This window comes from Qipengyuania thermophila (genome assembly GCF_004153605.1).
GTDB classification, from domain to species: domain Bacteria; phylum Pseudomonadota; class Alphaproteobacteria; order Sphingomonadales; family Sphingomonadaceae; genus Qipengyuania_B; species Qipengyuania_B thermophila.
Map to the genome: position 1 here is coordinate 1 of NZ_SDSI01000007.1, position 22,138 is coordinate 22,138.

Here is a 22,138-nt window from a genome sequence, read left to right on the forward strand (position 1 = left end):
CGGCACGGGCGCGGCCGCAGTCGCCGGCGGCGGTGGCGGCGGAGGCACAGCAGCGCCCTGCGGTTCCGCGGCCTCGCCAGGGCGGAGCAGCTTGCGCCGACGCTTCACCTCCACGGCGACCTTGTTGGTGCGGCCGTGCGAAAAGGTCTGCTTCACCTCACCCGCGTCGACCGAGCGCTTCAGGCCCAGCGGCTTGCGCGAGGGCGCGGTGGTGTTTTCGTCGCTCATAAACCTGCTCGATCCTTCAAACCATCCGGCTGGCCACCGGCCGCAGCCGCTGCGCCGGTCCCGTGTGCGGGTGTCACCGTGTCCCTTGCAGCGCCACCAGCGCCGCAGAATTCCGTCATCCTGGCAAGCAGACCGGCAACGCGGTCCGCCGCACCGGCGTCGACAAGCGCGAGGTGAACCGCGTTCTCGCGGCCCAATGCCACAGACAGAGCGGCACGGTCCAGTGGCAAGCGCGCGCCTGTTTGCCCCGAACCTTCGGCATCGCTCCCGACCCGCCATGCCTGGTCGAGCTTCGCGGCGCCGTCGGGTGCCGCATCCGCCGCGTGGTAAAGCGCGAACACGCGCCCTTCGCGCGCCGCCCGGTCGATCCGCTGCGTCCCGAGCAGCAGATGGCCGGCGCGCAGCTCCAGCCCGAGGCGCTCGACCAGCGCCCGCTCGAACGCCGCCTGCGCCCTTGCGGGCAGATCGTCCGGAATGTCCAGCCGCACGCCATGGAACGCGCGCGCCAGCGTGCGGCGCAGCGTGCCGTCCGCCAGCGCCTGCTCGAGCGCCGCGCGGGAGACTCCCACCCACGCACCGCGACCCGGCGCCCGCGCCAGGACATCGGGCAGCACAAGCCCGTCCGGCGACAGGGCAAGCCGCAGCAACCCGGCCCGGCTGCCCGTCGTCCGGGTCAGGATGCAGCGGCGCTCTGGCCCGTCACGGCCGTCCCGGCGCTGCGTCCGCGCTGTGGACGCGCTCAGCCCTTCATTGCGGGGAGTCCGCATCGGCGGCCTCCTGGCTGGACGCACCCGCGTCTTCGTCTTCGAACCAGTGCGCCCGGGCGGCCATGATGATCTCGTTGCCCTGTTCCTCGGTCAACCCGTAGCTGCCCAGGACGCCGCCCTTGTCGGCTTCGCGCTGCTGCCGCCGCTGCGGCGGACCCTCGGCACTGGCGCGGCGCCGCGGCGCCTCCGGCCGCTTGGCGATCAGCTCGTCCGTGGCGAGGTCGGCCAGATCGTCGAGCGTGCGGATGCCGGCCTTGCCGAGCGTGACCAGCATGGCCTCGGTCAGGTGGGGCAGTTCGGCCAGCGCATCCTCGACGCCGAGTTCGCGGCGCTGCGCCCGGTGCGCCTCCTCCTGCCGCTCAAGCGCCTCGACCGCGCGGCTCTGCAGCTCTTCGGCAAGCTCCTCGTCGAAGCCTTCGATGGAGGCCAGTTCGGCCAGCTCGACATAGGCGACCTCTTCGAGATCCTGGAACCCTTCGGCGACCAGCAGCTGCGACAGGGTTTCGTCGACGTCCAGTTCCTCCTCGAACATCTTCGACCGCTCGGCGAATTCGCGGGTGCGCCGCTCGCTCGCCTCCTCCTCGGTCATGATGTCGATCTGCCGCCCGGTCAGCTGGCTGGCGAGGCGCACGTTCTGCCCGCGGCGGCCGATGGCAAGGCTGAGCTGGTCGTCGGGCACCACCACCTCGATGCGCCCCTCCTCCTCGTCCAGCACGACGCGCGCGACCTTGGCCGGCTGCAGGGCGTTGACCACGAAGGTGGCGATGTCGTCGGACCACGGGATGATGTCGATCTTCTCGCCCTGCAGCTCCTGCACGACGGCCTGCACCCGGCTGCCCTTCATGCCGACACAGGCGCCGACCGGGTCGATCGAGCTGTCACGGCTGATGACGCCGATCTTAGCGCGGCTGCCCGGATCGCGCGCAGCGGCCTTGATCTCGATGATGCCGTCGTAGATCTCCGGCACTTCCTGCGCGAAGAGCTTGCGCATGAAGTCGGGATGGGCACGCGACAGGAAGATCTGCTGCCCGCGGTTGTTGCGCTCGACCTTGGCGATGAGGGCGCGGATGCGCTCGCCCACGCGGGCCGCTTCGCGCGGGATCTGCTGGTCGCGGCGGATCACTCCCTCCGCCCGGCCGAGGTTGACGATGACATGGCCGAACTCGACTGACTTGATGACGCCGGTGATGATCTCCCCGGCGCGATCCTTGAATTCCTCGTACTGGCGCTCGCGCTCGGCGTCGCGGACCTTCTGGAAGATCACCTGCTTGGCCGACTGCGCATCGATGCGGCCCAGGTCGACCGGCGGCAGCGGATCGACGATGAAGTCTCCGACCACGGCGCCGGGCTGCAGCTTCTGGGCCTGTTGGAGGTCAACCTGCTTGAAGTAGTCCTCGACCTCTTCCACGACCTCGACCACCCGCCACAGCCGCAGTTCGCCGGTCTGCGGATCGAGCTTGGCGCGGATGTCGTTCTCCGCGCCGTAGCGGTTGCGCGCCGACTTCTGGATGGCCTCTTCCATGGCTTCGATGACGATCGCCTTGTCGATCATCTTTTCCGAAGCCACGGAGTTCGCGATTGCGAGCAGCTCGGCCTTGTTGGCGGAAATTGCAGTGGCCATCAGTCGTCAGCCTTCTCTTCCTCAATCTCTACGATTTCGTCCGCACCTGCCGGGTCGATCGGGCGGGTCGCGGCAATGAGTTCATCCGTCAGCACCAGCTTGGCCGAGCGGACCTGCGCCAGCGGCAGGGTGACATCGCCCGCGCTGCGGTCGGTGAGCAGCACCCCTTCACCGTCCAGCCCGCGCAGCACGCCGCGGAAGTTGCGCTGACCCTCAACCGAGGGATCAAGCACGATCTTCGCCTCGTGCCCCGCCCAGTCGCGGTAATCCTTGGGGCGGGTGAGCGGGCGATCAATGCCCGGACTGGACACTTCGAGGTGGTAGGCGTCCGGGATGAGGACATCCCCTTCCTCCTCGAGCCTGTCGAGCATGTCCGACACTCGCCGCGACAGCGCCGCGCACTGGTCGATGACCAGCTGTCCGGTTGCCGGATCCTCGGCCATGACCTGCAGCGCCTGTCCGCCGTCGCCGGCCTCGCTCGTCATCATGCGCACCCGCACCAGCTCGAGGCCGAGCGCGCGCGCTTCCGGCTCGATCAGGGAGACAAGGCGGGGAACATCGACCATGGTGCACGGGCTCCGGGCGACAGTGGCAAGCGCTTTTGCGCCGGCCCCTTGCGGCGCCAGCCCTTCACCGTTGCCCACAATGTCGGGATGGCTTCCAGTTAGTCGATGAAGGGGGCCTGCGCAACCCCTATCCGCTTTCCACCAGCCCGTGCTTGCGGATGCAGTGCCGCAGCTGGTCGTAGGTCAGTCCAAGGGCCTTGGCCGTCTGGCGCTGGTTCCAGCGGTTCGCGCCGAGATGGTGGGCGACGATTTCCCGCTCGAAGGCGTCGACCGCCGCACGCAGGTCCTGCACCGCCTGGGGCGTCGGCCGCGCGTTCGCCTGCGGCACGGCTGGCGCGGGATCGGCGCCTTTGTCGCACGGCGGCGCCGCCGGCTTCCACGGGCTGGCAAAGGGATCGAACTGGACATGGCCGATCGGCCTGGCCCAGTCTCCCCAGCGGTAGACCGCCCGTTCCACCACGTTGCGCAGTTCGCGCACATTGCCGGGCCAAGCATGGGCCTCGAGCTCGCGCCGCACATGCGCGGCAAAGCCCGGCCAGGCCTCCCACCGCAGTTCCGCCGCCATCCGGCGGCCGAAATGCTCCGCCAGCACGAGGACGTCGCCCTCGCGCGCGCGCAGGGGCGGCAGGGTGATGACCTCGAAAGACAGCCGGTCGAGCAGGTCGGCGCGAAAGGTTCCCCTTTCGGCGCGGGCGGGTAGATCCTCGTTGGTGGCGCCGACGATGCGGACATCGACCCGCAGGGGACGGGAGGAGCCGATGCGCGTCACCTCGCCGTATTCGACCGCGCGCAGCAGCCGTTCCTGCGCGCCCATCGACAGGGTGCCGAGTTCGTCGAGGAACAGGGTGCCCTTGTCGGCCTCCTCGAACCGCCCCGCCCGTGCCTTCACCGCGCCGGTGAAGGCGCCCGCTTCGTGGCCGAACAGCTCCGCCTCGATCAGCGCTTCCGGCAGCGCCGCGCAGTTCACCGTCACCAGCGGTTCGCCCCAGCGGGTCGACAGGCGGTGCAGGCGTTCGGCGATCAGCTCCTTGCCCGTGCCGCGCTCGCCGATAACGAGCACCGGACGGTGCATGGGCGCGGCCCGGCTGGTCCGCTCCACCGCGTCGAGAAACGCGCTCGACTGCCCGATGAACTGCGCCTCCCGCTGCATGGCCGAATTGGTAGCACCGCAAGCCAACATTTCGCAAGCAGCCCCAACCATGCGGAATGCGTCGTGAGCGATTTGCGCGGTTTTCCCGCGCGTAGCGGCGTCTGGCACGATGCTTGCTTCGACGGAGTCGTGAAGCCATGAGGACCGTGATGCGATGACCGACGACGACTTCCTGACCCCTGAGCCGTCCTCGAACCGGCGTCCCCGCGCCGGGTCGGGCAGCGTTGCCACGCCCCGCATCGAGCGGGAAGTGGAGCGCGCCCGGCATCGCACCACGGACACGCGGTCCGAGCAGCGGGCCTCGCGCCGCAGCGCACCGCCGCGCGGACCGGAAGATTTCTTCAACGGAGCAAACTGGATGGGCATCTTCAGCCGCACCCGCGACATCATCGCTGCCAATTTCACCGACATGCTCGACAAGGCAGATGACCCGGCGAAGATGATCCGCATGATCATCATGGAAATGGAGGAAACCCTCGTCGAGGTCCGGGCCTCCGCCGCGCGCACCATTGCCGACCAGAAGGAGATGCACCGCCACACCGTGAAGCTCGACCGGCTTCAGGCGGACTGGGCCGAGAAGGCGCAGCTTGCCCTGTCCAAGGACCGGGAGGATCTGGCCCGCGCCGCGCTGGTCGAGAAGAACAAGGCGGCCGACATGGCACGGCAGCTCAAGGAGGAAATCGCCGTTCTCGACGACGCGCTGCGCGCCTACGAACAGGACATCCAGAAGCTCCAGAACCGCCTGCGTGAAGCGCGCAGCCGGCAGACGGCCATCGCGGCCCGGCTCGAGTCCGCCGAAAACCGCGTCAAGTTGCGCACCCTGATGAGCACGGAACGGGTGGACGAGGCGCTGTCCCGCTTCGACCAGCTGGAACGCCGGGTCGACTATGCCGAAGGACGCGCCGACGCGCTCGCCATCGCCGGTGACGGCAAGCCGTCGCTGGCCGAGGAGATCGCCGCGCTGGAAGGCAGCGACAAGGTCGACGAGGAACTCGAAGCCCTGAAGCGGGCGCTCGGCAAGGGCGGCAGCAAGGACAAGGAGGGCTGAGCCATGGAAGGGTTTGTGGCCATCATCGCGCTGTTCATCGCGCTGCCGTGGATCGTGCTCCACTACATCACCCGGTGGAAGACCGCCGCCACCATCACCACCGACGACGAGGTGCTGCTCGACGAGCTGTACCAGCTTGCCAAGCGTCTGGACGAGCGGATGGACACGGTGGAACGGCTTGTCGCGTCCGACAACGCGGATTTCCAGCCGGCCAAGCTGATCGCCGATCAGGAAACGGACAATCAGAAGCTGCGCGAACTGGACCGCCTGTTCGCGGAGAAGAAGGGACTTCGCCAATGAACACGCCCCGCACGACACTGTACAAGGACAAGCAGAACGCCAAGCTCATGGGGGTGTGCGCCGGCATTGCCGACTACACCGGAGTGGATGCGCTCTGGGTCCGCCTCGGCGCCGTGTTCCTGCTGTTCGCGCTGAGCGGCATGATCATCCCGCTCTACTTCGTGGCCGGCCTGCTGCTGAACAACAAGCCGGCCCAGCTCTACACCGATCCGGAAGAGCAGAAGTACTGGCAGGGCGTCCGCCAGAGCCCCAAGCGGACGGCGCGCGAGATCCGGGCCCGCTTCAAGGACATCGATCGCCGCCTTGCCGAGGTCGAAGCCTACTACGTGTCCAGCAACCCCCGCCTGAACGCCGAAATCGAACGGCTGCGGTGAGGGCAAGGGGAGCGCCGGCGAGCCGGCAGAGCGAGAACGAGGATGCGGCGGCGACGCTGCAGCAGAGCAAGAAGGAGCATGCGTGATGAGTGCCAGCGATTTTCTCCCCTACCTCGGCTGGATCATCCTGGCCTGCTTCGTTCTTGGCGCGCTGGGGATCGCCGTCTCGTTTCAGACGACCCGGCTGAAAATCAAGAACGGCTACCCGCTCGAAGGCATGTGGGGACAGTCGCTGAAACCCGGCAGCGACAAGCAGATGGCCGAGCGCGTCACGCTGCTGACCCAGGAGAATGCCCAGCTGCGCGCCGAACTTGGCTCGATGAAGGACCGGCTCGCCACTGTGGAGCGCATCGTCACTGACAGCGGCTACGCCATCGGTCACGAGATCGAAGCCCTGCGGCTGGAGCAGCGGGAGTCGGTGCGATGACCATGTGGACCATGATTGCCCTGATCGTGCTCGCCAGCCTGCTCTACAGCGCGTGGCACCGGAAGACCGAGCTGGAGGAGGAGCGGCTCAAACTGCAAGGGACGGTCGCCCCCGAGATCCAGCGCGAGCTGGCCGAGCTGCGCGAACGGGTCAAGGTGCTGGAGCGCATCGCCACGGACAGCAACACGCTCGGCCACGAGGACACCCGCCGCATCGCCGCCGAAATCGACGCCTTGCGTGATCAGCCGCACCGTTGAGGGAGCGCCACCATGCCGTTTGTCGACCCTGTCACCGTCTTTGCCGTCACTGCGCTTGTCGGCCTGCTCGTCGTCACCGCCGGCCTGCTGCGGGCGTGGCTGGCCTGGGTGGCGCTGAAGGAGCGCGAACTCGAACGCCGGCCCGGCCAGCCGTCGCCGGAACGCGGCTCGCCGGAAGGTGCGGCGCGGATCGAGCTGGCCGATCTGCGCGAACGCATCCGGAAGCTGGAGGCGATTGCCGACGGACTGGACCACTGAAAAGCGTGGCGCGGGGCGAGCGGCGCGAACCCTTCCGGGCCGGTGCGGCCGGTGTTAAGGCCCTGTCATGCGATCCCTTGACGACATCCGCGACGAGTATGCGTTTCTCGAAGGCGACGAGCGGTACCGTCTTCTGATCGAGCTGGGCCGCGAGCTGGAACCCATGCCCGACGCGCTCAAGACCGACGCCACGCTGGTGCGCGGCTGCTCGGCGCAGGTGTGGGTCTACCCGACCGAGCGGGACGGGCGGCTGCATTTCCTTGCGGACAGCAACGCCGCGATCACGAAGGGGATCGTCGCGCTGGTGATCGCGGCGGTTCAGGACCGGCCGCACCACGAGGTCGCTTCCATGGACATCGCCGCGGCGCTCGAACCCTTCGCGCTCACGCGTCACCTGTCCTCCAACCGCACGCAGGGCGTGCCGAACATGATCGCGCTCATCAAGGCGCACGCCGCGCGGCTGGCTGCAGCGTGATCGGCCCGGCGCCGGCATGATCGCCGGGTGGAAGGCGTCGCTGGCCGGCGCGGACCTGGCGGACTGGGTGACGGTCGCGGCCTATCTCGGAACAGCCGCGCTGTCGGCGGGCGCGGCGCGTCAGGCCTTCCTGCGCCGCCGTCCGCGCGAGCGGCTGTTCTGGCTTCTTGTCACCGGCCTGCTCTGCTTCCTCGGTGTCAACGAGTTGCTCGACCTGCAAACCCTGCTGACCGACATCGGGCGGGCCAACGCGCGTGCCTATGGCTGGTACGGCAATCACCGGCAGGTGCAGTACTACTTTGTGCTGATCCTCAGCCTCATCGCCGTGGCGGCTGGCATGCTGATGCTGCGGCTGACACGGCGAACGCCGGGCAGCATCCGCCTGGCGCTCGCGGGGCTGGTGTTCATCGGTCTATTCGTCCTGCTGCGCGCCGCGTCCTTTCACCACCTCGACGACCTGCTCGGAAGCGGGTTCAAGAGCTTCCCGCTCGGCTCGTTCCAGGAAGTGTTCGGGATTGCTCTGGTCGCGCTCGCCGCCGCGCTCTACCGCCGCCGGCGATCTCCCGGGCCATATCGCCGGGCGGCGCGGCGCTGAACACGGGCCCCGGCGCGGCCGGGACTGTTGAAGATGGCCGGCTCGGCAACCGGAGGGCCGAAACGCCGCTCAGGCGCCTGCGCTGTCCCTCACCCGCGCCAGGCCGGCCTCCCGCTGCCGCTTGAGTTCGGCCTTGAGCTTGGCTGGATCGCGGGCGAGGACGAAGCCGAACGACACCCCGCCTTCCTTGCCGATCGTCGCATGGTGCAGCTTGTGGGCCTGCACCAGCCGTTTGGCGTAGCCGCGCTTGGGAACCCATTTGAAATAGCGCTGATGCACCAGTCCGTCGTGGATGACGGTGTAGATGAGGCCGTAGAGGGTGATCCCGAACGCGGTCCACCACAGCGCCTCGGACACGTAGTACCCGATCAGGAACATGAAGAACACGATCGTGCCGAACACGACGGCGTAGAGGTCGTTCTTCTCCAGCACGTTGTCATGCGGCTCGTGATGATCCCGGTGCCACGCCCAGCCCCAGCCGTGCATGATGTATTTGTGCGCCGCCCAGGCGAACGCCTCCATCCCGATGACGGCGGCGAGGACGACTGCGATGATCTCCAGAGTGCTCATGCCCTCGCCGGCTCCCGCTGGACCACGGCGTGACGATGGGACGGCAGGCGCCACCATGGCACGCCGGGGGCAAGATGGTGTTCGTGATGATAGCCGAAGTGGAAGCAGCTTGCGAGGCTCGCCAGCACGCCCAAGCCGTCGCTCCTCGCATTGTGGTGGTCGGCGAAGGCGCCGCCGCAGTGGTTGTGCGGGCGCCAGGTGCCGAAATAGAAGAGCTGCAGCGAGGAGGCGATGGCCGGCAGCCCGTACAGCAGCACTATCTGCGCCATGGGAACGCCGAGCACCAGCCAGTAGAGCGTGACCACCGTGCTCACGAACAGCACCGAGCGGATGCCGAAGTACCGCCGGATGAAGGTCGCATACCAGCGCCAGAAGCGGGTCGGGTGATCCTCGTCGAAATCGGGATCGCCGCTACGCCCGGCATGCCGGTGGTGCGCATGGTGAGCGTCCCGCATGCGCGACCAGACGAAGCCGGCATACAGGAACAGCAGCGTCGCGCCGATGGCGCTGTTCAGCCGGGGGCGGCCGGGCGCGAGCGAGCCGTGCATCGCATCGTGACTGACGATGAACAGGCCGACCGACAGCCAGCATTGCACCACGGCCATGATCAGCGCCGCCGGAAGCGTCTGCCAGTCGAGCGTGAAGACGAACAGCGCATAGACGTGAAGCGACAGCCAGGCGCCGAGGATCAGGGTTGCCAGCGACAGGCCGATCAAGGCCTGCGCGCGCGCCGCACGAGGAGGGATCCGGTGAGAAACAGCGACGCCGCTCATGACTTCACCCGATATAGTGACGCGGAAGGGCGCGGCCAAGCCGTTGCGCCCGCTCGTCACGAGGAGGCGGAAGGGGCCTCGCCGAAGAAGTAGCGCGCGATGTCCTCGCCGATGCGCGCCGGACGCAGCGTGACGGCATCGATGCAGCACCAGGCGGACCTCACTTCGGCAAGCACGTCCTCGCCGCGGGTGATGATCGTGGTGTAGAACGCCCGCACTCCGGCGATCTTCTCCAGCACCGTGCGCGCCACAACCTCGTCATCGAGAAAGGCCGGCTTGCGGTATGTGATCTCGTGCTTGAGCGCCACCCATGCCCGCGACGCGACCGCCTCAGCGGGAGCGAGCTTGCGCCAGTGGGCGAGCACCGCGTCCTGCACCCACGACAGGTAGCGCGCGTTGTTCACGTGCCCCATGAAGTCGATGTCGTCCGGGATGATGCGGATGGGAAAGGCAAAGGGCTTGGCGCTCATGACGCACCTTTAGGCTGCATCGGGTTACGATGCCATGACTCGTTCGTCCCGCGGTCTGCGTTCCCTCCCCGCCCGGCGGGAAACGGGGCACCGATCGGCGCTCCGGTGCTTGCCCGCCCTCCGCAAATCGCGCATGACCGCCTCCATGACGAGCAAACCCGCACGCAATGTGGCCAGGACGGCGGCCTTGGCCGTGGGCGCGATCGGCTCCGCCGCCATCGCGGCCGCCTATCTCTACTCCTCCCGCCGGCGCGAGGGCGCCGAACACAAGGGGACGGCCCCTGCCCGCCCTCCATCGGGCGAGCCGCCGCAGACCGACTGACCGTTCAAGGAAGGTGCCCCGCGCATGAAGGCTGTATTGTCCGAAACCGTCGGAGGGCCGGAAACCCTTCGGGTCGTCGCGCTCGATCCGCCTGTTCCCGGACCGGGGCAGGTGGTGGTCGACGTCGCGGCCTGTGCCATCAATTTTCCCGACGCGCTGATCATCCGCGATCTGTACCAGTTCAAGCCGCCGCGCCCCTTCTCCCCGGGCAGCGAGATTTCGGGCGTGATCCGCGCGCTGGGACCTGATGTCGAAGGCTGGGAGGTCGGGGACCGCGTCATCGCCGGTCTCGGCAGCGGCGGGCTGCGCGAGCAGGTGGTTGTCGAGGCGGCGCGGCTGTTCCGCGTCCCCGACGCGATCGACCTGATCGAAGCCTCCGCACTGCTGATGACGTACGGAACGACCATCCACGCACTCAGGGACCGGGGCGGGATCAGGTCCGGCGAAACGATGCTCGTGCTCGGCGCGGCCGGGGGCGTCGGGCTGTCGGCGGTGGAGCTGGGCAAGGCGTACGGCTGCCGTGTCATCGCGGCGGTGTCGTCGGAAGAAAAGGCCGAGATGGCACGCCGCGCCGGGGCGGACGACGTCGTCATCTATCCCCGCGCTCCGTTCGACCGGGAGCAGTCCAAGGCGCTGGCCCAGCAGTTCAAGGACGCGGTCGGAGCAGGCGGCGCCGACATCGTGTTCGACGTCGTCGGCGGCGACTATTCGGAGCCGGCGCTGCGGGCGATCGCCTGGGAAGGCCGGTTCCTCGTCATCGGCTTCCCGGCCGGGATCGCCCGCATGCCGCTCAACCTCACCCTGCTCAAGAGCTGCGACATACGCGGCGTCTTCTGGGGCGCCTTCACGGCGCGGGAGCCCGCGCGCAACGCCGCCAACATCGCCGAGCTGTTTCAACTGTGGGAGGCGGGACGCATCCGTCCGGCCATCTCGCGCACCTTCACGCTTGCGGAAGCCGGCGAGGCCATCGCCATGCTCGAGCGGCGGGAGGCGATGGGCAAGCTGGTCGTGGTCATGGACGGCGCATCGTCAGGCAGCGGGACCGTTGCCGCGTGAGGACGTTCGCCCTACCATGGCGCCAGACACTCAGATGAGGACCCGATGACCGACTTCAGCGATCGCCAGCGTGCCGAGGAGGCCAAATACGCACTCGACGGGGAGCAGGCGTTCAAGCTCACGGCGCGACGCAACCGCCTGCTTGGCCACTGGGCGGCAGGCAAGCTCGGCCTCACTCCCGAAGAAACGGACAGCTACGCCAAGGCGGTGGTGCAGGCCGACTTCGAGGAGGCGGGCGACGGCGACGTGATCCGCAAGGTTCTGGGCGATCTGACCGCGGCCGGCTGCGACGTGGACGAAGCCGCGATCCGCGACGCCCTCGCCAGCTGCGAGGATGAAGCCCGTCGGCAGCTCGCCAGCGAACTCTGAGACCCCGGACCGGCACTCTGCCATGCCCATGTCCGCCGACGAGATCCGGCACCTGATCGAGACCGCGCTTCCCGGTGCACAGGTCACCATCCGCGACCTCGCCGGAGACGGAGACCATTACGCCGCAGAGGTCGTGGCGCCGCAATTCGACGGCCTGACGCGCGTGCGTCAGCACCAGCTGGTCTACGATGCGCTGGGCGGACGCATGGGCGGCCTTCTGCACGCCTTGCAACTGTCCACGCGCATTCCCAGCTAGCGGCCCAGACGCAGACACACGCACACTCACTCACACGAATTCGGAACCGGCGCTCATGTCCGACATCACCACCCGCATCGCGGAGATCGTCAACTCCGGCGACGTCGTTCTGTTCATGAAAGGCACCCCGCTCTTCCCGCAGTGCGGCTTTTCCAGCCGTGCGGTCGCCATACTCGAGCATTGCCACGTGCAGTACGAAAGCTTCGACGTCCTGCAGGACATGGAGGTGCGGCAGGGGATCAAGGATTACGCCGACTGGCCGACCATCCCCCAGCTTTACGTCAAGGGCGAGTTCGTCGGCGGCAGCGACATCATGGCCGAGATGTTCGAAGCAGGCGAACTCCAGCAGATGTTCGCAGATCGGCAGGTTGCGACCACCTCCTGATCCCGTGTGCCGGGCAAGCAGTCCGGCTGCCGAGATCCCGGCGGCGACGCTGGTCGTGTTCCGCCGCAGCAGGACCGCAGGCGCGCCGGAGATCCTGATGGTCGAGCGCGCGCGGGCCTTGTCATTCGCGGGCGGAGCGGCAGTGTTCCCCGGCGGGCGGGTGGATGACGAGGATCGCTGCCTTGCCGCCTCCCTGCGGGTGCCGCGATGCGATACGGACGAGGCGGCGCATCGGATCGCGGCCATTCGCGAAACCTTTGAGGAAACGGGCCTGCTGGTGGCCACACGACAGCGGGTGGCGCCGCAGGCCGCCGCGGCAGCGCGCCGGGCGCTCGAGGCGGGCACACCCTTTGCACGCATCCTGGAGGCGAACGGGTGGGATCTCGACGCCGAGGCGCTGACGCCGTTCGCGCGCTGGCTGCCGCGCGGGATGAGCCATTCGCGCATCTTCGACACCCGTTTCTACCTGACCGATCTCGGCACCGGCGAGGTCAGCCTTGCGGTGGACGAGACGGAGAACACGCGGCTGTTCTGGACGAGCGCGGACGCGGCGCTGCGGCGGGCGGATGACGGCAGGCTGCGGCTCATCTTCCCGACGCGCCGCAATCTGGAACGGCTGGCCCGGTTCCGCGACTTCGCCGCCGCGCGGGCGCAGGCCGAGGCCGTGGGTGTGCGGACGATCTGCCCTGCGATCGTCGAGGAGGACGGATCGCGCTGGCTGACGATCCCGGACGGGCTGGGCTATCCGGTCACCCGCGAACGGCTCGACACCGCGATGCGTGACTGACCGGACGACCAGCGCACTGGCGGCGCGGCCCGGTCTCTCCGGCCGCGCCGCGCAGATCTCTCAGAAACGGAAGGTCACGTCCGCCACCGCCCGGTCGTTGCGCAGGTCACTGCGCCCGATGCTGCTTTCCACTCCCACGCCGAAGCGGACGGTGCCGTTGTCGATGCCGAGACCGCCCCGCACTTCGGCCCAGTCCGTGTCACCGCCGGCGACCGGCAAGGCGATTGCCAGATGGTCGGCCGCCGCGAAGCGGACATTCAGTCCGGCGTCTCCGCCGCCAAGCACGCGCACGTAATCGGCCTGAAGCTGGGGCACGAAGGTCCAGCCGCCGGCCAGTCGTCGTGACCCCGACAGCTTCACGCCCAGCCGCGCATCGGTCTGCGCGAGAGTCACGGCCTCGACCGCGAGAGCGGCCTCGCCGCCCGTCTCGGTGAAGCCGGACATCCGGGTGCGCTGGTGACTGAGCTGCGCGCGCGGCGTGACGATCAGTCCGCCGCCCATCGCCACATTCACGCCGGTTTCGGCCACGGCGGTGATGCGCGAGAGATCCTGCTCCCCGAACAGGCCGAAGCTGCCGCCGGTGCCGAAACCGGCGCGCGTGGTGCGGATGCGCGCCTGGTCGAGATTGGCGGCGAGCCCGACATAGGCGCCGTCCCCAAGCTGATAGCTGCCGTAGAGCGCCATCTGGCCAAGGGAGGAGCGCGCCTCGTCGGTGCCGCCGATCGTCACGCCCTGCGCATGGCCGGCGGCCATGCCGAGGGTGAAATTCGGCGCGACTTCATGCTCGAGGCCCATGCCGAAGAAGGTCGACCGCATGCCATCCTCGACCCGGTTGGTGACACCTGCCGCGCCCTGGCCCGATGTCATGCCGCCGCTGACGAAGCCCGAAACTCCCTCGGGCAGCGCCGCGGAGCGTGTTCCGCCAGGCGTCAGCCCCGCAAAGCTCATCTGGGGCGAATGGCCCATACCTGATGCCTCGGCACCCATGATGCCGAGCGGCGAGCCGACGATGCTGAGCGTGCCGGTACCGGCGGTGCCCATTACCGACAGACGATCCCCTACGGCGTTGAACAGCGCATTGCCCTGCTGCTGCATGAGGGTGCGGCCCTGCTGGATCGTGCGCGGCGCAAGGCTGTCGAGCGCCGCCGTCAGCGAGACGGGGTCCATCAGGTCGACGGCGCCGTACAGGTTGAACAGCGCCCCGTAGGAACCCTCGCGCAGCGTGTCGAGCGCGGCCCCGAAGGCGCGGGCGGTGGGGTTGTTGCGCCCGATGATCTCGACCAGCGCTCCGGCCCGCAGCTCCGCAACCACCGTGTTCGCGGTGTAGCGCAGTTCCGGCCGCAGCACTCCCTGGAACGAGAACACCCGGCCGAACTGGCCCTCCACCCCGCCCGCCGCGCTGGCGATGACGAACGAATCGCCATGGCGCGGCGCGGCTCCCGGTGCCTTGTTGAACACGACGGAGGCGCCGGTGGCCGCGGGATTGGCGGCATCGGAGAGCGACAGCACGCCGGTGACGTTCAGCCGGTCGGCGCCCGCGCGGCCGGCGTCGATGAACAGGGCCGCACCGGACGCGAGGATCGCGTTCCCGTCGATCGTCAGCGTGCCGATGCGGTCGGCGCCGCCGGGTGCGATGACCCCGCTGACCGAGGTGAAGAACGGCGCCCGGATCGTGCCCGTTCCGCTGACCAGGCCGGAGAGCACGAACGCCTCGCGCGCGCTCAGCGTGCCGTCGACATTGGTCCAGCCGGCGATCTGCGTCCAGTCACCGAGCGAGCGCAGCGACCCGCTCGCGGCAATGTCGAGGATGGCCGGCCCGTTCAGCGTCAGGCGGTCGATGGTGATGTTCGCCCCGGAAAGCGTCGTGCGGCCGGCGGACAGCGTCACGTCGAAGTAGCGTGGCCGAATGCCGAGCTGCGGATTGGCACGCACGTTGTTCGGCACGAAGTTCTGCGTGCCCGGACCACCAGCGACGAAGAACTCGGGGCCGGTCGCATTCGACGCGACAGGCCGGGTGAAATCCTCGCATTCGGTGAGGAAGCAGATGTCGCCGAACTTGGCGCCCGTGCCGCTCACCTCGTCGCCCGGCGCGTTGGGCAGGCGGTTGATCAGGCGCCCGTCGAGATCGACGAGGTAGTTCGGATCCATGGCCTGGATCCAGTGGCCGGGGTCGGTCCACTGCCCGGCCCCGCCCCTGGTCGTCGCGTACACATAGGGGTTGTTGGCGACGATCTGCTGCCAGAAGGAGTGCAGCGGCTGATAGAAGCTGTGGGTGCCGTAGTTGTGGAACTGCTGTGCGCCGAAGAAGCGCGAGCCGCCCGACAGCACGCCGATGATGACGGCGCGGTCATACTTCTGATCGACGATCAGCGGACCCCCCGAATCGCCGCCGGCGGTCGTGCCCTCGCGCGGCAGGGCCACATCGTTGGGGCCGAACAGGCCGAAGTCGAACCGCCCCGCGGCCGGGTTGTAGGCCCCCACGCCGGCAGGATCGCTGAACGAGCTCATGTACAGGTTCTGCTCGAACCCTGACCGGGCGCCGAACAGGAATTCGTTGCGATCCGCGAGCGAGCCGAGGAAGGAGACGTAGTTTTCGGCGGTGCGCCGGCGGTAGTCGATGCCGCGATTGCCCAGCGCGTTGGTGCCGTTGCCGCCGTAGCCGGTGACCGTCACGTGCTCCTGACCCGTCAGCGGCGTGAACAGCATGGCCCAGGTGGGGATGTCGAACGCCGGCGTGTCGAGCGTGGCCATCGCCACGTCGGCCTGAAGGAACCCGCCGTTAAGCGAGCGCGGATCGTACCACACGTGCTCGACATTGAAGATCGCGCGCGCCGTGTCCGTCGCGTACAGGGTTCCGCCGTCGAGGCCGAGCCAGCGGCGCACCGCCGGCAGGTTGTCGGCGCCGAAACCGAACGAGATCGGCACCCCGCCGGTCGGCTGGCCGTATGCCTCGGCCGGCCGGGTGTTGACGCAGTGGGCCGCGAAGATGACCGTGCGCGGGTTGATCAGCGTGCCCGTGCACAGCCCCAGCGAGAAGTTCGCGGGATTGGCGCGCACCACCATCTGTCCGACGCCGTTGACGCCCGAGTCGAGACTTCCGCCGGGCGCGGGCAGGACCGGGCTGATGTCGTCCCGGGTAATGATGGCCGAGCGGTCCTCGCCAAGGTCGGGGACGTCCGTGACGCTGCCGCGCGCCGCCGAATCGATGGCGTGCCCCGCCGCCGGAGCCGCCCCTTGGGCCATGGCCCCCGAAGGCAGGGCGAGCGCGAAACAGGACGTGGCAGCGAGAAACAGGCTGCGAACAGTGGTGGGCGTGCGCATGGAACCTCCCGAAAAGTCGTGACCGGCACACGGCTCAAGGCCGCATGCCTCCGATACGGGCTAGGTTAACGAAAGATGAGCAAGGGTCCAGCCTTCCGTTCATAATCTTGCCGATCATCCGGCATTTCGTTGGGGATTGTTGCGCTGAGTTGCCCAACCTTCGGTCTGGCGGCCCACGTGCGGCACCCCGCGGCGCAGCGCCCGCTTGTGCCGCTGCCGGTTTGTTTGCCAGAGAGTGGCCATGGGCAGGATCGGGAGCGCAAGAGGTTTTTCATTTTGGCTGTGGGCCCTGCTCCTCGCCGTCGCGGGCTCCGGCCTCGCGCCCTGCGGGGTCGTGAAGCGAGCCGAGGCACAGGTGCTCGGCCTCGGGGAAAGCGCCGCCAGCCCGACGCCCGCGGCGGATCCATACGGGCGCGACACGCCTCGCTCGACCGTGACCCGGCTGCTCAGAGCGCTGGCCGACCGCGACTACGTGACGGCGGGGCAGATCTTCGCCCTGCCGGCAGAGCGCCAGGACGAAGCCGCAGACCTGGCCCGCGCGCTCCAGGCTGCGCTGGACGCCGGAGGCACGCTGCGCCCCTATGCGGAACTGTCGAACGATCCTGCCGGCGCGACGGGTGACGGTCTGCCCGCCGATCAGGAGCAGGTCGGAACCTTCGGCGGCGCGGAGGCGCTGCCGATCCTGCTGCAACGCACCACGGCGGAGGATGGAAGCGCCTTCTGGCAGATCGCGCCGGCGACGCTCGATGCACTCGAATCGATCGACATCGCCGTGCCCCCCGCAGCTGCGGATGCGACGGAGCGGGGACCGACCATCGCCGGCGCGCCGGTCGCGGACTGGCTGCGGCTGGCGGGCGTCCTCGTGCTGCTGTTCGCCGGGTTCTGGCTGCTCTCGCGGCTGCTGCTGTTCGCCGGGCGCAGGCTCGGCAACGCCGAGTCGCCCGCCTACCACCTCCTGAACGCCGCCCTGCCGCCACTGGCGCTGGTTCTGGCCCTCGTCACCTTCCGCATCCATGGCGGCGATGCCGAAGTGTCGATCATCGCGCGCCAGACGATGCTGCGCTATCTCGGCATCCTCAATCTGCTCGCCCTGCTGTGGTTCGCCCTGCGGCTGGTCAACGGCATCACCAACTGGCTCAGCAACCGCATGCAGCGGGCGGAGCGGCGCCAGGCCGCCTCCGTGATCGTGTTCGCCCGCCGCGTCATCAAGATCCTGCTGCTGCTGTTCGCCGCGATCGGGGTGCTCGACACGCTGGGCTTCAATGTCACCACGGGACTGGCCGCGCTGGGCCTCGGCGGCCTCGTGCTGGCGCTCGGCGCGCAGAAGTCGGTCGAAAACCTCGTCGGCACCCTTTCGGTCCTCGCCGACCGGCCGGTGCAGGTGGGGGACTTCTGCCGCGTCGGCGACGTGTCGGGGACGGTGGAGGACATCGGCATCCGCTCCACCCGCATCCGCACCACCGAACGGACGGTCATCAGCATCCCCAACGGCGACTTTTCCTCCCGCCACATCGAGAACTTCTCGCAGCGCGACCGCTTCCTGTTCCAGATGATCTTCGGCGTCGATTACGAAGCGGAGCCCGCTCAGCTCGCGGAGGCGGCCGCAACCATCGCCGCCGTGCTCCACGACCATCCGCAGGTGGGCCGCGACCCCTGCCGCGCGGTGGTCAAGGGGCATGGACCCGACGCCTACGAGATCGAAGCCCTTGCCTACATCGAGACGACCGATTTCGGGGAAAGCCTCGCCGTGCGGCAGGAACTGCTGCTGTCCATCTACCGCAAGCTGGCGGAGGCCGGCATCCCCCTCGCGTCCGCCACCCGCGCCGCCTTCTACCGCCGCGATCCGGCCGCCGGCGCACCCCGCGCCTGACTGTCCGCAACGAGGCCCTTGCCGGATGGCGCGCCCTGGAGGATTCGAACCTCCGGCCTCAGGATTAGAAGTCCCGCGCTCTATCCAGCTGAGCTAAGGGCGCACGTGTCACCGCAATAGCGGCGATGATGCGGCGGTCAAACCGCTTCGCTCCGGCTGCGGGGGAGAAGCCGTGCCAGGCGCCGCGAAGGTGTCGTCCGGCACCACCTCGATGCCGCCGGTCACGCCCAGACGGCCGGCCAGCAGCCGCAGATCCTTCTCGGTCGCCGGGCCGATCAGCGCCGCGTGATGGGCGCAGACCTGCAGCACGAGCCGCCCTTCCTCGCAGACGAGCCGCGTCGCCTCGAGCGACTGCGTCGATCCGCCGCCCAGCCTGCGCCACAGCCGGATGGCAAGGCCCCAGGCATAGCCCCGTTCAAGATCGTCACGCGGCGCCCGGTCCAGCACGGCCGGCGGCAGGTCGCCGGTGGCGCCGTTGCCGCAGATCGTTGCGGCGATCATCGCCCGCTCCGCCTCGGTGATCGCCACCCAGCGCTTGTACAGCGCCCAGTTGACCGCGTGCTGCACCCGCAGGTTCGGCTCGACCTGCATGGCCGCGAGCGCCAAGGTGACGGCGGCCTGGCGCAAGCGCGCCTGGTCGGACGTGGCCGCGCGCGTCGCCCGCGCCGTCCAGCCGGCCACCCGCGCGGCGAAGACCGGCGTCACACCGTGCTGCTTGCCGAAGGCGATGGTTCCGGCGAGCAGCGGATCCTGCGCCTGAATGGCCGGCGGAAGCGCGGCGTAAAGCACGCCCTCGCGCAGTCCCCATGACGAGAAGATCAGGCGCTGCGGCTCCAGCCGCTTCAGCAGCACCTGCAGCAGCACCGCCGCATCGGGAAGACTCGCGGCGCGCATGGCGGTGATGCGCGGCTCCTGCGACAGGCGCTGCACGGGGGCCTTGGCCAGCGCCGCGGCGAAGTGGCGTGCCTCCGCCCCGGTCATCGTCAGCCCGTGGGGGTCCGCGCGCGGACGGCCGGCGGCCGCATGGGCGTGCACGGCCATGGCCCGCCATGTGCCGCCGACCAGGTAAAGGTCCGCCGCCTTCGCCACCTCGGCCTTCTTGAGCTGCGTCGCCAGCGCTGCCCGGTAGTTGGCGGCATCGCGCTTCTTCAGGGCCGCAAGCCGGAGGGTTCCGAGCGGGAGGCTCAGACCCGCGTGCGGACCGTCGGCGGCAAGCCGCACGAGTTCGAGACTGCCACCGCCCAGATCGGCGACGATGCCGTCGGCGCCCGGAAAGGCGCCGGCGACGCCCCACGCGCTGAGATCGGCCTCCTCGCGCCCCGACAGCACGCGCGCCGCGATCCCGATCTGTCCGGCTTCGGCGAGGAAGCGATCCCGGTTCGCCGCTTCGCGCACCGCGGCCGTGGCCACCGCCTCGACGTCGCGCACGCCCCAGTCGTCAAGGATCAGCCGGAACCGCGCCAGCGCCCGCATCGCCATGGCGATGTTCTCGTCAGCCAGAGACCCGTTGCGCGTCACCCCCAGCCCCAGCTGCGCCGCGACCTTTTCGTTGAACAGGATGATCGGGGCGCGGGGGGATCCGCCATAGATGACCAGCCGGACCGTGTTGGAGCCGATGTCGATGATCGCACGCCGGCCATCATCCGCGCCGCCGCCGCCGCGACGGGCGCCCTGCCGCCCCTGCCAGCTGCCGATCATCGGCGTGCGGCGTCCGGGTGCAGGCGGCTCACAGCGCGCCCCGCCGCAGACTCAGCTTGGGCACACCGCCCTCCTCCAGCGCGCCGCCGCGCCCCGACAGGGACGGATTGGTCATGAAGTAGCGGTGGCAGTTGAACACGCGATCCTCGCTCCCGGGGCGGGCAGTCGCGCGAACATAGGTGCCGTCCGGCTGGCAGTACCAGCTCTGCTCCGTGTCCAGCATGTTGGCGAGCAGCACCTGCTGCAGGACCTGATCGTGCACCGTGCGGTTGTTCATCGGGATCAGCGTCTCCACCCGCCGGTTGAGGTTGCGCTCCATCAGGTCGGCCGAGCTGATGAACACGCTGGCCTGCGGACTGGGCAGCCGCGCCCCGTTTGCGAAGGCATAGATGCGGCTGTGCTCGAGAAAGCGGCCAATGATCGACTTCACCCGGATGTTGTCCGACAGACCGGGCACCTGCGGCCGGAGGGTGCACATGCCCCGGCAGACGATGTCCACCGGAACCCCGTCCTCGCTCGCCCGGTAGAGCAGATCGACCATACCCTGATCGGTCAGTTGGTTGCACTTGATCCAGATGCCCGATGGCCGGCCGGCGCGCGCGTTGTCGATTTCCTGTTCCACCGCCTCCTCAAGCCGCTCGCGCAGGTTGAGCGGCGCAATCGACAGGCATTCGGTGTCCCGTGGCTCGATGTAGCCTGTGACGAAGTTGAACATCTTGGCCGCGTCACGGGCAAGCCGCGGGTCGTTGGTGAAGTAGCTCAGGTCGGTGTAGATCCGCGCGGTGACCGGGTGATAGTTGCCCGTGCCGAAATGGCAGTAGGTGCGGAACCCGTCGTCCTCGCGCCGGACCACGAGGGCGACCTTGGCGTGCGTCTTCCATCTGAGAAAGCCGTACACCACCTGCACGCCCGCCCGCTCCAGCTCGCTGGCCCATTTGAGGTTCTGTTCCTCGTCGAACCGCGCCTTCAGCTCCACCACGGCCGTCACCGACTTGCCCGCCTCGGCGGCGGCGATCAGCGCGGCGATGACCGCCGACTGGTTGCCGGCGCGGTACAGCGTCTGCTTGATGGCCACCACGTTCGGATCCTCGGCGGCCTGGCGGATGAAGTCGACCACCACCTCGAAGCTTTCGTAAGGGTGATGGATTATGATGTCCTTCTGCCGGATGGCTTCGAGGACATTGCCGTCATACTCAAGCACCCGTTCCGGGTAGCGCGGCGTGTAGCTGTCGAACTTCAGGTCCGGCCGGTCCTCCGCCACGATGTCGGCCAGCCCCTCGATGCCGATCATGCCGTTGGTGCGAATGACCGCTGCCGCGTCGACGCCGAGCTCGTCGAGCAGCAGCTGCTCGGCCGCCGGGTCGAAATCCTCCTCCAGCTCGAGCTGGATCACGTGCCCGCGTCGGCGGCGCTGGATCGCGCTGCGGAAGGTGCGGACGAGATCCTCCGCTTCCTCCTCGATCTCGATGTCGCTGTCGCGCAGCACGCGGAAGATGCCGCTGCCGGTGATGGAATAGCCGGGGAACAGCACGCTGGCGAACCGCTCCACCAGACGCGGCATGCTGATCCAGATCGCCTCGGCGCCCGGCACGCGCACGAAGCGCGGCAGCGCGTTCGGCAGCAGCACCATCTCCGTCAGCTCCTCGCCGTCCTCGTCGCGGATGACGGAGAACAGCAGACCTGTGCCCTTGTTGGCGACGAAGGGGAACGGATGCGCGGGGTCGATCGCCTGGGGCGTCATCAGCGGCATGATCTCGGCGGCGAAATAGGCGCGCAGCGACTCGAACGCCTCGGCGCTGATCCGCTTCTCGTCGGCGATGTGGATGTCCGCCCGCGCCAGCAGCGCCTGCAGCGCGCGCCAGGTGTCCTGCTGCCGGTGAGTGAGCGCGCCCATGCGCTCGGCGATCGCCACCAGCTGCTGCTGCGGCGTCAGACCGTCAATCGAGGGGCGCTCGATGCCGCGGTTCATCTGCCCCACGAGCCCGGCAACGCGGATCATCATGAACTCGTCGAGGTTGCTGCCCGAGATGGACAGGAAGCGCAGCCGCTCCAGCAAGGGGTGGTTCTCGTTTCGAGCCTCGTCCAGAACCCGCTCGTTGAAGGCAAGCCAGCTCAGCTCGCGGTTGAAATAGGCGCCCGCCTCGCCCGGACGCGGCGCGGGTGGCGCGGAGGGGCGCGGATCGCTGGCCATGGTG

At 68.8% G+C, this 22,138-nt stretch carries 26 protein-coding genes and 1 tRNA gene; 15 read left to right on the forward strand and 12 right to left on the reverse strand.

Annotated elements, in window-relative coordinates; genetic code table 11:
* From ETO60_RS10505 to pspF, 5 genes are all read right to left on the reverse strand, one after another.
* Positions 1-228 (reverse strand): translation initiation factor IF-2 associated domain-containing protein (locus tag ETO60_RS10505; protein WP_130005482.1); only part of this gene is annotated, 228 nt, incomplete at its 3' end.
* Positions 225-995, reverse strand: coding sequence for a DUF448 domain-containing protein (locus tag ETO60_RS10510; RefSeq protein WP_130005484.1), 771 nt, complete (start codon positions 993-995; stop codon positions 225-227). The genes ETO60_RS10510 and ETO60_RS10505, both read right to left, overlap by 4 nt.
* On the reverse strand, positions 976-2,616 hold the full coding sequence (nusA, locus tag ETO60_RS10515) for a transcription termination factor NusA (protein WP_130005486.1): 1,641 nt from the start codon (positions 2,614-2,616) through the stop codon (positions 976-978). The genes ETO60_RS10510 and nusA overlap by 20 nt, the downstream gene beginning before the upstream one ends.
* Positions 2,616-3,182, reverse strand: a complete 567-nt coding sequence (gene rimP, locus ETO60_RS10520) for a ribosome maturation protein RimP (protein ID WP_130005488.1) — start codon at positions 3,180-3,182, stop codon at positions 2,616-2,618. Before rimP ends, nusA begins: the two co-directional genes overlap by 1 nt.
* A gap of 127 nt (positions 3,183-3,309) precedes the next feature.
* Positions 3,310-4,332, reverse strand: a complete 1,023-nt coding sequence (gene pspF / locus ETO60_RS10525) for a phage shock protein operon transcriptional activator (RefSeq protein WP_130005490.1) — start codon at positions 4,330-4,332, stop codon at positions 3,310-3,312.
* Between the two features lie 154 nt (positions 4,333-4,486).
* Here pspF and pspA point away from each other — a divergent pair, with 154 nt between their 5' ends.
* The 8 genes from pspA (at position 4,487) to ETO60_RS10565 (ending at position 8,066) form a co-directional block, all read left to right on the forward strand.
* Positions 4,487-5,380: a phage shock protein PspA gene (pspA, locus tag ETO60_RS10530; protein ID WP_130005492.1), complete on the forward strand. Its 894-nt coding sequence runs from the start codon at positions 4,487-4,489 to the stop codon at positions 5,378-5,380.
* Between the two features lie 3 nt (positions 5,381-5,383).
* Positions 5,384-5,680 (forward strand): envelope stress response membrane protein PspB, encoded by a 297-nt coding sequence (pspB, locus tag ETO60_RS10535; protein ID WP_130005494.1) that lies wholly within the window; start codon positions 5,384-5,386, stop codon positions 5,678-5,680.
* Entirely contained in the window at positions 5,677-6,054 is a 378-nt protein-coding gene (pspC, locus tag ETO60_RS10540; protein WP_130005496.1) for an envelope stress response membrane protein PspC, read from the forward strand. Before pspB ends, pspC begins: the two co-directional genes overlap by 4 nt.
* An 85-nt stretch (positions 6,055-6,139) precedes the next feature.
* The gene (locus ETO60_RS10545) at positions 6,140-6,481 is read left to right on the forward strand and encodes a hypothetical protein (RefSeq protein ID WP_130005498.1); all 342 of its coding nucleotides are present in this window, start codon (positions 6,140-6,142) and stop codon (positions 6,479-6,481) included.
* Complete coding sequence (locus tag ETO60_RS10550) at positions 6,478-6,738, forward strand: hypothetical protein (protein ID WP_130005500.1); 261 nt, start codon at positions 6,478-6,480, stop codon at positions 6,736-6,738. The genes ETO60_RS10545 and ETO60_RS10550 overlap by 4 nt, the downstream gene beginning before the upstream one ends.
* A gap of 12 nt (positions 6,739-6,750) precedes the next feature.
* Positions 6,751-6,996 carry a hypothetical protein gene (locus tag ETO60_RS10555; RefSeq protein ID WP_130005502.1) on the forward strand — a complete coding sequence of 82 codons (246 nt, stop codon included), beginning with the start codon at positions 6,751-6,753 and terminating at the stop codon, positions 6,994-6,996.
* A gap of 67 nt (positions 6,997-7,063) precedes the next feature.
* Positions 7,064-7,471 (forward strand): SufE family protein, encoded by a 408-nt coding sequence (locus ETO60_RS10560; RefSeq protein ID WP_130005504.1) that lies wholly within the window; start codon positions 7,064-7,066, stop codon positions 7,469-7,471.
* 16 nt (positions 7,472-7,487) lie between these two features.
* Positions 7,488-8,066 (forward strand): hypothetical protein, encoded by a 579-nt coding sequence (locus tag ETO60_RS10565; RefSeq protein WP_130005506.1) that lies wholly within the window; start codon positions 7,488-7,490, stop codon positions 8,064-8,066.
* Between the two features lie 69 nt (positions 8,067-8,135).
* Here the strand turns inward: ETO60_RS10565 and ETO60_RS10570 are convergent, their stop codons facing one another.
* Genes ETO60_RS10570 through ETO60_RS10580 form a run of 3 tightly spaced genes read right to left on the reverse strand, consistent with a single transcriptional unit; the run spans position 8,136 to position 9,879 of the window.
* Positions 8,136-8,636 carry a sterol desaturase family protein gene (locus ETO60_RS10570; RefSeq protein WP_130005508.1) on the reverse strand — a complete coding sequence of 167 codons (501 nt, stop codon included), beginning with the start codon at positions 8,634-8,636 and terminating at the stop codon, positions 8,136-8,138.
* Positions 8,633-9,409 (reverse strand): fatty acid desaturase, encoded by a 777-nt coding sequence (locus ETO60_RS10575; protein ID WP_130005510.1) that lies wholly within the window; start codon positions 9,407-9,409, stop codon positions 8,633-8,635. The genes ETO60_RS10570 and ETO60_RS10575 overlap by 4 nt, the downstream gene beginning before the upstream one ends.
* A gap of 56 nt (positions 9,410-9,465) precedes the next feature.
* Entirely contained in the window at positions 9,466-9,879 is a 414-nt protein-coding gene (locus ETO60_RS10580; protein ID WP_130005512.1) for an acyl-CoA thioesterase, read from the reverse strand.
* Positions 9,880-10,024: 145 nt separating this feature from the next.
* On the opposite strand from ETO60_RS10580, the gene ETO60_RS10585 reads away from it, so the two are divergent.
* From ETO60_RS10585 to ETO60_RS10610, 6 genes are read left to right on the forward strand one after another with little or no spacing between them, the layout of a single operon-like run.
* Positions 10,025-10,201: an isopropylmalate isomerase gene (locus tag ETO60_RS10585; protein ID WP_130005514.1), complete on the forward strand. Its 177-nt coding sequence runs from the start codon at positions 10,025-10,027 to the stop codon at positions 10,199-10,201.
* A 24-nt stretch (positions 10,202-10,225) separates the two neighbouring features.
* Positions 10,226-11,257, forward strand: a complete 1,032-nt coding sequence (locus ETO60_RS10590) for an NADPH:quinone oxidoreductase family protein (protein WP_130005516.1) — start codon at positions 10,226-10,228, stop codon at positions 11,255-11,257.
* Positions 11,258-11,302: 45 nt separating this feature from the next.
* Entirely contained in the window at positions 11,303-11,626 is a 324-nt protein-coding gene (locus ETO60_RS10595) for a DUF1476 domain-containing protein (protein ID WP_130005518.1), read from the forward strand.
* A 22-nt stretch (positions 11,627-11,648) separates the two neighbouring features.
* The gene (locus tag ETO60_RS10600) at positions 11,649-11,882 is read left to right on the forward strand and encodes a BolA family protein (RefSeq protein WP_130005520.1); all 234 of its coding nucleotides are present in this window, start codon (positions 11,649-11,651) and stop codon (positions 11,880-11,882) included.
* A 55-nt stretch (positions 11,883-11,937) separates the two neighbouring features.
* Positions 11,938-12,267, forward strand: coding sequence for a Grx4 family monothiol glutaredoxin (gene grxD / locus ETO60_RS10605; protein WP_130005522.1), 330 nt, complete (start codon positions 11,938-11,940; stop codon positions 12,265-12,267).
* Positions 12,251-13,054 carry an NUDIX hydrolase gene (locus ETO60_RS10610; protein ID WP_234026453.1) on the forward strand — a complete coding sequence of 268 codons (804 nt, stop codon included), beginning with the start codon at positions 12,251-12,253 and terminating at the stop codon, positions 13,052-13,054. Before grxD ends, ETO60_RS10610 begins: the two co-directional genes overlap by 17 nt.
* 60 nt (positions 13,055-13,114) lie before the next feature.
* On the opposite strand, the gene ETO60_RS10615 is transcribed toward ETO60_RS10610, so the two are convergent.
* The gene (locus tag ETO60_RS10615; protein ID WP_130005526.1) at positions 13,115-16,375 is read right to left on the reverse strand and encodes an autotransporter domain-containing protein; all 3,261 of its coding nucleotides are present in this window, start codon (positions 16,373-16,375) and stop codon (positions 13,115-13,117) included.
* A 334-nt stretch (positions 16,376-16,709) separates the two neighbouring features.
* Between ETO60_RS10615 and ETO60_RS10620 the strand changes: the two genes are divergently transcribed.
* Positions 16,710-18,245 carry a mechanosensitive ion channel family protein gene (locus tag ETO60_RS10620; protein ID WP_165362167.1) on the forward strand — a complete coding sequence of 512 codons (1,536 nt, stop codon included), beginning with the start codon at positions 16,710-16,712 and terminating at the stop codon, positions 18,243-18,245.
* 26 nt (positions 18,246-18,271) lie between these two features.
* Here the strand turns inward: ETO60_RS10620 and ETO60_RS10625 are convergent.
* From ETO60_RS10625 to ETO60_RS10635, 3 genes are all read right to left on the reverse strand, one after another.
* Positions 18,272-18,348, reverse strand: a tRNA-Arg gene (locus tag ETO60_RS10625).
* Between the two features lie 5 nt (positions 18,349-18,353).
* The gene (locus ETO60_RS10630; protein WP_130005530.1) at positions 18,354-19,943 is read right to left on the reverse strand and encodes a Ppx/GppA phosphatase family protein; all 1,590 of its coding nucleotides are present in this window, start codon (positions 19,941-19,943) and stop codon (positions 18,354-18,356) included.
* 28 nt (positions 19,944-19,971) lie between these two features.
* Positions 19,972-22,134 carry an RNA degradosome polyphosphate kinase gene (locus ETO60_RS10635; RefSeq protein WP_130005532.1) on the reverse strand — a complete coding sequence of 721 codons (2,163 nt, stop codon included), beginning with the start codon at positions 22,132-22,134 and terminating at the stop codon, positions 19,972-19,974.
* Between the last annotated feature and the right edge of the window lie 4 nt (positions 22,135-22,138).

Excerpts from the sequence above, each read along its gene's own strand:
- rimP (WP_130005488.1), bottom strand. The coding sequence starts at position 3,182 with ATGGTCGATGTTCCCCGCCTTGTCTCCCTGATCGAGCCGGAAGCGCGC.
- ETO60_RS10565 (WP_130005506.1), top strand. The coding sequence starts at position 7,488 with ATGATCGCCGGGTGGAAGGCGTCGCTGGCCGGCGCGGACCTGGCGGAC.
- ETO60_RS10630 (WP_130005530.1), bottom strand. The coding sequence starts at position 19,943 with ATGATCGGCAGCTGGCAGGGGCGGCAGGGCGCCCGTCGCGGCGGCGGC.
- ETO60_RS10615 (WP_130005526.1), bottom strand. The coding sequence starts at position 16,375 with ATGCGCACGCCCACCACTGTTCGCAGCCTGTTTCTCGCTGCCACGTCC.
- ETO60_RS10570 (WP_130005508.1), bottom strand. The coding sequence starts at position 8,636 with ATGAGCACTCTGGAGATCATCGCAGTCGTCCTCGCCGCCGTCATCGGG.
- ETO60_RS10595 (WP_130005518.1), top strand. The coding sequence starts at position 11,303 with ATGACCGACTTCAGCGATCGCCAGCGTGCCGAGGAGGCCAAATACGCA.
- pspF (WP_130005490.1), bottom strand. The coding sequence starts at position 4,332 with ATGCAGCGGGAGGCGCAGTTCATCGGGCAGTCGAGCGCGTTTCTCGAC.
- pspC (WP_130005496.1), top strand. The coding sequence starts at position 5,677 with ATGAACACGCCCCGCACGACACTGTACAAGGACAAGCAGAACGCCAAG.
- ETO60_RS10600 (WP_130005520.1), top strand. The coding sequence starts at position 11,649 with ATGCCCATGTCCGCCGACGAGATCCGGCACCTGATCGAGACCGCGCTT.
- ETO60_RS10510 (WP_130005484.1), bottom strand. The coding sequence starts at position 995 with ATGCGGACTCCCCGCAATGAAGGGCTGAGCGCGTCCACAGCGCGGACG.
- pspB (WP_130005494.1), top strand. The coding sequence starts at position 5,384 with ATGGAAGGGTTTGTGGCCATCATCGCGCTGTTCATCGCGCTGCCGTGG.
- ETO60_RS10555 (WP_130005502.1), top strand. The coding sequence starts at position 6,751 with ATGCCGTTTGTCGACCCTGTCACCGTCTTTGCCGTCACTGCGCTTGTC.
- ETO60_RS10585 (WP_130005514.1), top strand. The coding sequence starts at position 10,025 with ATGACGAGCAAACCCGCACGCAATGTGGCCAGGACGGCGGCCTTGGCC.
- ETO60_RS10590 (WP_130005516.1), top strand. The coding sequence starts at position 10,226 with ATGAAGGCTGTATTGTCCGAAACCGTCGGAGGGCCGGAAACCCTTCGG.
- pspA (WP_130005492.1), top strand. The coding sequence starts at position 4,487 with ATGACCGACGACGACTTCCTGACCCCTGAGCCGTCCTCGAACCGGCGT.
- ETO60_RS10635 (WP_130005532.1), bottom strand. The coding sequence starts at position 22,134 with ATGGCCAGCGATCCGCGCCCCTCCGCGCCACCCGCGCCGCGTCCGGGC.
- ETO60_RS10575 (WP_130005510.1), bottom strand. The coding sequence starts at position 9,409 with ATGAGCGGCGTCGCTGTTTCTCACCGGATCCCTCCTCGTGCGGCGCGC.
- ETO60_RS10560 (WP_130005504.1), top strand. The coding sequence starts at position 7,064 with ATGCGATCCCTTGACGACATCCGCGACGAGTATGCGTTTCTCGAAGGC.
- ETO60_RS10550 (WP_130005500.1), top strand. The coding sequence starts at position 6,478 with ATGACCATGTGGACCATGATTGCCCTGATCGTGCTCGCCAGCCTGCTC.
- ETO60_RS10580 (WP_130005512.1), bottom strand. The coding sequence starts at position 9,879 with ATGAGCGCCAAGCCCTTTGCCTTTCCCATCCGCATCATCCCGGACGAC.
- ETO60_RS10545 (WP_130005498.1), top strand. The coding sequence starts at position 6,140 with ATGAGTGCCAGCGATTTTCTCCCCTACCTCGGCTGGATCATCCTGGCC.
- grxD (WP_130005522.1), top strand. The coding sequence starts at position 11,938 with ATGTCCGACATCACCACCCGCATCGCGGAGATCGTCAACTCCGGCGAC.
- nusA (WP_130005486.1), bottom strand. The coding sequence starts at position 2,616 with ATGGCCACTGCAATTTCCGCCAACAAGGCCGAGCTGCTCGCAATCGCG.